Origin of the sequence: Dyella sp. (assembly GCF_035277725.1) — a bacterium.
Classification (GTDB): domain Bacteria; phylum Pseudomonadota; class Gammaproteobacteria; order Xanthomonadales; family Rhodanobacteraceae; genus Dyella_B.
Window position 1 is genome coordinate 19,490 of record NZ_DATEJY010000027.1, and the last position, 7,940, is coordinate 27,429.

The following is a 7,940-nucleotide window of genomic DNA, read 5'->3' on the forward strand; positions in this document are numbered from 1 at the left end:
GGCGGTGTGCTGTCCATCAACGGTGACCCGGAACGCCACGCAGCTTGAGCCGCACCGGTACCGCGCTCGGGCCCATGAAGAAATTCATCACCTGCTGGACCGGCGGAGCCTGCGTGTCGAACTCCAGTTCAAAGTTATGCATCAGCATCGAGATCACCAGCTTGATCTCCGTCATCGCGAGGAAACGGCCGGGACAGACGCGCGGCCCGTCGCCGAATGGAATCAGCTTGCGCACGGGGTTTTCTTCCTTTTGCGGGCGGTGATCGAAAATCCAGCGCTCCGGCTGGAACACGTCGTTGTCGGGAAACTGCGTTTCGTCCAATCCTTCCGCCGTGGTCGAGACGACGAAGGCGGTGTTTTTGGGAAAGAACGTGTCGGCGACGACGCAATCGGCATTGGCAACGATGCCGATGAAAGGCGCCACCGTTCTCAACCGCTGCGTTTCGCTGTGCGCCGCCTCGATATAGTTGAATTGCTTCATCGACTCCCAGTCGCGCACAAGTGGTTCACTACCCAGCACGGTGTCGGCTTCATGGGTGAGTGCCGCCGCGGCCTCGGGATGCTGCGCCAACAGGTTGATCATCCAGGCCATGGAATTGGCCGTGGTGTCTTCGCCGCCGATCACGCTGAGGATGGCGTTGCTGATCAGATCCTGGTCGGTGAAATCGGAATCCGGATCGTCGCTTGCAGCGATCATCGCCTCCAGCATATTGGTGGGCCTTTCGCGCAGTTCCGGTTGTTGCGCCATGCGCTCGCGCGTGTTGCGGATAAACCCGATCACGGCCTGTTCGATGTTCTCCGCGGATTGGTCGGCTTCCCGGTCCGCCGGCAGCTTGAAGTGGCGCCAATACGGAAACAGCGCAAAGCTGCGCGCGCCCAGGCGCTGAAACATGTTGTCGACATCGTGCTGCAGCTGGCTGCCGTCATGATTGACCACGTCGATGTCGTGCCCCATCGCCAGGCCCACAGTCACATCCAGCGCAAAGGCCTTGAGGTCGCGGCGCAGATCCACGCGCCGGCCTTCTGCCAACGCGGTTTTCCAGCGCTGCAGCATGCGCTCGGCCATGGCGGACATCTTGGGGAAGAAGTTGCGGATCACTTCCGCATTGAGGCCGCCCATCACCAGCTTGCGCTGTCGACGCCAGTCATCGCCTTCGGCGGTGAACACGCCGCTGATGTTCAGTTCGTTCATCACCATCTTGAGGCCGCCGGTGCGCCGGAATTGCTCGGGACGTTCGCGCAGCAGCGCCCCGGCGGTGGCGCGGTCGGCGATGACGATCATGGCACCGCCCGGTACCCGCACCTGAAACATCGGCCCGAACTCGCGAATCCACGTCGCCAGTGTCAGGTGCCATTGGCGCCCGGTCATGCTCAGCGCGTTGCCCACCACCGGCAGCCCCTTGGGGCCGGGCAGATCCGCCATGGTGCGTGAGTATTTCAGCTCGCTGATGGTTTGCTCGTTCAATGCCGAAGCTTCGATGGTCGAATTCATGATGGCCTTCCTTCAAGGCGAGTGTGAAACAGCCAACTTCTCTTCATGTCTGCGATGCGCCACATCATGCAAGCGACAGTTCGCCGCTCGGCGAGTGGCTTCTGATCCTGCGTGAAATTTCGCGCGCCAACTTTTCAAGGTGCGGCGGTTTCACGATGGAGTGATGGCTGCCGCCTATGCGCACCACGTCCAGCCGCTGCCCCAGCAAATCCTGCCATCCCGACGTGAGGTCCTCTCCCTCGTCCCGCTCGGCAGCGAAATACGTCACTGGCATGTCCACCGCCGGCGCTTCGTACGCTTCAGCGGCATTGGCGCCGGCCTCGTATACGGCCAGCATTCGCCGCACCAACGCCATGTCCAGGTGCTGCGGCAGCAGCGATTCGCGCTGGCATATGGCGATCATGGTGTCGACGTCCTTGCGCTCCATCAGCGCCATCAGCTCGTCGTAGGCAGCGTGCTGTCGCGCATCGCCGATGTCCGGGTGCAGATCGATCACCCAATGCAGCAAAGCGCTGCACGCATCGAGTTCGAAGATGCGCGCTTCGAAAGCGTGTTCCGCGCGCCGTTGCGCTCGCAGCGAACGGCTGCTGCCCGTGTCGACCATGCCCACGAAGCGCACGCTTTCGCCGTCGCCACGCAACTGGTGAGCCATGTCATAGGCAACCATGCCGCCCAGCGACCAGCCGGCCAGCTTGTAGGGGCCGTTTGCTTGCAGCTGCCGTATCTGCTTGAGATAACACGCGGCCATCTCGCGGATGCTCCCGTGCGGCGTTTCGCCCGCGGCAACGCCGCTTGCCGCCAGGGCATAAACAGGTTGGTTTGCATCCAGGTGCCGCGCCAGATCCACTGCGTACTGCACCTCACCGCCAATGGGATGGATCAGGAACAGCGGCGTCAAGTCGCCCTCTTTCCTTATCGGCACCAGGTTCGATGAAACACGATGAGTTGCCGGCGCTGAAGGTGTGGCGCTGATGTCGGCATGCTCGACCTTCGCCGCCAATGCCGCGACGGTTGACGCTTCGAAGACGGCGCGCAGCGGCAGCTCGACGTGCAAGGCGCGTTTTATGCGCGACATCATCTGCGTGGCCAACAGCGACTGTCCGCCCAGCTCGAAGAAATCGTCAAAGACGCCAACTTTGCCGAGACCGAGCACGTCTGCCCAGATCTCCACCATGGTCTGTTCGACCGGCGTGCGTGGCGCGACATAGGCGGCATCGCTTTGTGTCTGCATCGGGTCCGGCGCCGGCAGCGCTTTGCGGTCCACCTTGCCGTTCACGGTTAGCGGCAATGTCTTCAGCACAACGAAAGCGTTGGGCACCATGTATTCGGGCAAACGCTGCGACAGGCCCGTGCGGCAGGCCGCCGCGATCGCGGCATCGTCCTGTTCGCGCTCTTGCGCCGGTACGACATAGGCCACCAATCGTTTTTCACCGGGTGCGTCTTCGCGCAGCATCACGGCGGCCGCTTGCACGTCCGGCAACTCCGACAGCTGCTGTTCGATCTCGCCCAGCTCGATGCGGAAGCCGCGAAGTTTCACCTGATCGTCGCAGCGGCCCAGGAATTCCAGCTCGCCGTCCGCGCGATAACGCACCAGGTCGCCCGTGCGATACAAGCGCGCGCCGGGTTGGCCAAACGGGTCGTCCACGAAGCGCTGTTCGGTCAGTTCCGCGCGCCGCAGATAACCCAGCGCCACGCCCTCGCCGCCGATATATAGCTCGCCCACGCTGCCCAGCGGCTGCAATTGCATGCATTCGCCCAGCACGTACAGCTGCGTGTTGCCGATGGCGCGGCCGATCGGCGCGGCGGTGCCCTCAAGCGTGTCCAGCACGGCGGCATCCGACAACTGCCAGATGCAGCAGCCCACCGTTGTCTCGGTGGGTCCGTATTCGTTGACGAAGCTTGCCGCGGGAAGCAGCTTGCCTTTCCAGCGGCGCAAGGTAGACAGCGTGAGCTGTTCCCCGCCCACCACGATGCAATGCGCGGCCTCGCCCGGTACGCCCGTTTCATCCACCGCTGCTGCTTCGCCCAGATATGACAGCGCTTCCAGATGTGCCGGGGTGATCTTGAACAGCCATGCCGCACCCGGCGCAAACAGTCGCGCTGACAATTGCGGCAAGGTGCGCTCGTCATCCGGCAGCAGCACGATCGGCTTGCCCACCAGCAACGGCGGCAGCAGCGTGGTGACGGTGGCATCGAAGCCCAGCGGCGAACTCACCACGGCGCCGGCGATGTCTTCGCGCAGATATTCGCGCACGCAGTGCCACACGTAGTGAAGCAGCGAACGGTGCGGCACCATGACGCCCTTCGGCTTGCCGGTGGAGCCGGAGGTGTAGATCACATAGGCCGTGTGCTCCGGCTGCGTGTGGTTCGGCGGATTGTCCTGCGCGTAGCCGTGCAACAGGTCGGCTTCGCCATCCAGGCACAGCACCGGCACACCCGGCAACGCCGGCAGGCGAGCGCGCACATGTTGTTGCGTGAGTATCGCGGCGGGCCCGGCATCGTCCAGGATCATCGCCAGCCGTTCCGGCGGATACGCGGGATCCAACGGCACATAGGCGCCGCCCGCTTTCAGGATGCCGTGCAGCGCAACCATCATGTCGACACCGCGTTCCATGCACAGGCCGACCAATGCGCCCGGGCCGACGCCCAGATGGCGCAAATGATGCGCAAGGCGGTTGGCGCGCGCGTTGAGTTGCGCGTAGCTCAGCGATGCATCGCCTTGCATTACCGCCAATGCATGCGGCGTCCGCGCGGCTTGCGCTTCGAAACACTGGTGCAAGGTCTGCGGCTGTGCGGGATAAGCCGTGGCCGTATTGTTGAGCGTGCGTAATTGATGATCGCGTTCGGCCTCGCTCAGCATCGGCAGCTTGCCGACCGCGCAGTGCGGATCGGCCACGATCGCCTGCAGCAGGCGCGTGAAATGATCGGCCATGCGTTGCATGGTGTGGCGATCGAACAGATCGGTGCTGTATTCGAGATGGCCCTTGAGGCCATCGCTGCCTTCCATCAGGCTCAGTGTCAGGTCGAACTTGCTGGTCGTGCTTTCATGATCCAGCAACTGCATGGACAGGCCCGGCAATGCCAGCTCGCCCATCGGTGCGTTCTGCAATACCAGCATCACCTGGAACAAGGGCGTGTAGCTCGCATGGCGTTCCGGCTGCAGCACATCCACCAGTTGCTCGAACGGCACATCCTGATGCGCATACGCATCCAGCGTGTGCTGGCGCACCTGCTGCAACAAGGTGTCGAAGTTCTGCGTGAGGTCAACCTGCGTGCGCAGCACCAGCGTATTGACGAAGAAGCCGATCAAACCCTCGATGTCGCCCTGGTTGCGGTTGGCGATGGGCGTGCCGATGCAGATATCCGTTTGGCCCGCATAACGCGCCAGCAGGACATTGAACGCGGCGCACAAGGTCATGAACAGGCTGCCGTGGGATTTCCTGCTCAGCGCCTTCAACTTGCCGCTCAGTTCCGCCGGCACCGCAAGCAGCAGCGAAGCGCCATCGCGGCCCTGCACGGACGGACGCGGCCGGTCGGTCGGCAACGCAAGCAAGGCAGGGCTGCCTGCGAGTTGCCGCTTCCAGTAATCCAGTTGCTGCGCCAGCACTTCTCCACTCAGCCACTGCCGCTGCCAGCTCGCAAAATCGACGTAGCGCATGGGCAGTGGCGGCAGCGTCAGCGGCAAGCCACGCGCATGATGCGCATAGAAGGCGGCGACTTCCCGCATCAGGATGCCCATCGACCAGCCGTCCGAGACGATGTGATGCATGGTCAGCAGTAGAAGATGTTCTTGTGCATCACACCGCACGAGCGCACCGCGCACCAGCGGCGGACTCGCCAGATCGAACGGTATGCGCGTCTCGTCGACAATCAGCGTCTTCGCCATGGCCTCGCGCGCAGACTGCGCCAGATCGCTCAAGTCGTGATAAACCAACGGCCACGCCATGCGGGGCAGGATGCGCTGCACGGGTGCATCCTCCACGCTTTCGAAGCAGGCGCGCAGTACATCGTGCCGTTGCACCACGTCATCGAGGGCACGCTGCAAGGCATCACGATGCAGCTCGCCTTTCAGCCGCAGGGTGACCGGCATGTTGTAGGCGGCATTCCGGCCTTCGAACTGATCCAGCAGCCACAACCGCTGTTGCGCGAACGACAGCGGAAAGGTTTCGCCCGCAGGCGTCGGCGCTTGGGGGGATATTTCGTTTTGCGCGCTTGCCGGGCGCACGCAGCCGACCATCTCGACCAAGGTCGGCGCATCGAAAATCTCATGCAGCGATACGCGCACCTGGAACACGGCGGCGATCCGCGACACCAGTTGCGTTGCCAACAGCGAATGGCCACCCAGTTCGAAGAAATCGTCGTGGATGCCGACGCGGTCCAGCTTGAGCACGTCCGCCCAGATCGCCGCCATGCGTTGCTCGTCCGGCGTGCGCGGAGCCACGTACGCTTTCGCACTTTGCGTGAGGTCGGGCGCCGGTAGTGCTTTGCGATCGACCTTGCCGTTCGGCGTCAACGGCATCGCATCGAGCGTCACGAAGTGGCTGGGCACCATGTAGTCGGGCAATTTTTTCGACAACAGCGCACGCAGCTGCGCCTCGTCCGGCAGCGTTTGCGCGGCATGCGCCACCAGATACGCCACCAGATGCGTGATGTTCCGCGCATCAGTCCGCGCCAGCACGATGACGTCGCGCACGCTTTCCAACGCCGCCAGCGAGGCTTCGATGTCACCCAGCTCGATGCGCAGGCCGCGGATCTTCACCTGATGATCGCTGCGCCCCAGGTATTCAATGCTGCCATCGGGCAGATAGCGCGCCAGGTCGCCGGAGCGATACATCCGCGCACCGGGCGCGGCACTGAACGGGTTGGGGACAAAGCTTTGCGCAGTCAGCGCGGGACGATGAATGTAACCGCGCGCCAAACCCACGCCCGCGATGTACAGATGGCCAACCACACCCACCGGCACCGGGTTGAGCGCGTCGTCCAGAATATGGATCTGGATATTGGCGATCGGCCGTCCGATCGGTACGCAGGCCAGTGCGCTGTCCTTGCGGCATTCCCATGCGGTGACATCGACCGAGGCCTCGGTGGGGCCATACAAGTTATGCAATGCCACGTGCGGCCAGCGCGCGAAGAAACGCTGCTGCAGTTCCAGCGGCAGGGCTTGTCCGCTGCACATCACTTGACGCATCGAACGTCCGCACTCACCGGCCTCGTTGATGAACACGTCCAGCATCGGCGGCACGAAATGCAGTGTCGTGATCGATTGCGCATCGATCAGCGCGGCCAGATAGGCCACATCCTGATGGCCGCCCGGACGGGCCACCACCAGCATGGCGCCTTCGAGCAGCGGCCAGAAAAACTCCCATACGGACACGTCGAAGCTGAAAGGCGTTTTCTGCAGCACCCGATCCGCTGCGGTCAGCGGATAGGCATCCTGCATCCATTGCAGGCGATTGACGATGCCTTGGTGATCGATGCCCACACCTTTTGGCTTGCCGGTGGAACCGGAGGTGTAGATGACGTACGCCAGATGGTTTGGCTGCACGTCATGGTCGAGATTGTCCGTAGCGTGGCGCGCCAGCGTGGCTGCCTCGCTATCCAGCGAAATTACCCGCACGCCCTGCACGTGCGGCACCCGTTCGCGCAGGCGTTGCTGGGTCAGCACCACGGAAAGCCTCGCATCCTCCACGATGGCGGCAAGGCGATCCGCCGGATAACCCGGCTCCAACGGCACATACGCGCCGCCCGCCTTCAGGATCCCGTACAGCGCCACGATCATGTCCAGCGAGCGCTCCATGCAGACGCCGACCAGGCCGTCCGGCCCCACGCCCAGCGTGCGCAGATGCCGCGCAACGCCATTGGCCTGCGCATTGAGTTCGGCGTAGCTCAAGGACATGTCTTCATAGATCACCGCGACGCGATCCGGCGTGCGCGCAACTTGTGCTTCGAACAACTGCTGCAGCGTGTGCGCACCCATGCTTACGTTCGGATACGCCTTGGCGGTGTCGTTGAAGCCGTAGAGCAGTTGTTGACGCTCGCCATCGCCCAGCATGTCCAACTCGCCGACCGCGCAAGCCGGATCGGTAACGATCGCCTGCAGCAGGCGCGTGAAGTGATCGGCCATGCGCTCGATGGTGCGCCGCTCGAACAGATCGGTGCTGTATTCGACATAGCCCTGCAAACCCTCCGGATGTTCGGTGAGGCACAGCGTCAGATCGAACTTGGCGGTGGCAATCCCTTGATCCAGCACCTGCATCGACACGCCCGGCAAGGCCAATGTATCCATCGGCGTGTTCTGCAGCACCAGCATCACCTGGAACAGCGGCGTGTAGCTGGTGTGGCGTTCCGGTTGCAGCGCTTCGACCAGTTGCTCGAATGGCACGTCCTGGTGCGCATAGGCCGCTAGCGTGTGCTGGTGCACCTGTTGCAACAGCGTGTGGAAATCCTG

At 63.1% G+C, this 7,940-nt stretch carries 2 protein-coding genes; both read right to left on the minus strand.

Annotated features, from left to right (window positions below; genetic code table 11):
* Nucleotides 1–16 precede the first annotated feature (16 nt).
* Nucleotides 17–1,492, minus strand: a complete 1,476-nt coding sequence (locus VJR68_RS01755) for a cytochrome P450 (protein WP_324145825.1) — start codon at nucleotides 1,490–1,492, stop codon at nucleotides 17–19.
* Nucleotides 1,493–1,556: 64 nt separating this feature from the next.
* A complete protein-coding gene (locus VJR68_RS01760; RefSeq protein ID WP_324145826.1) occupies nucleotides 1,557–7,925 on the minus strand; it encodes a non-ribosomal peptide synthetase in 6,369 nt (2,122 codons plus the stop codon).
* Between the last annotated feature and the right edge of the window lie 15 nt (nucleotides 7,926–7,940).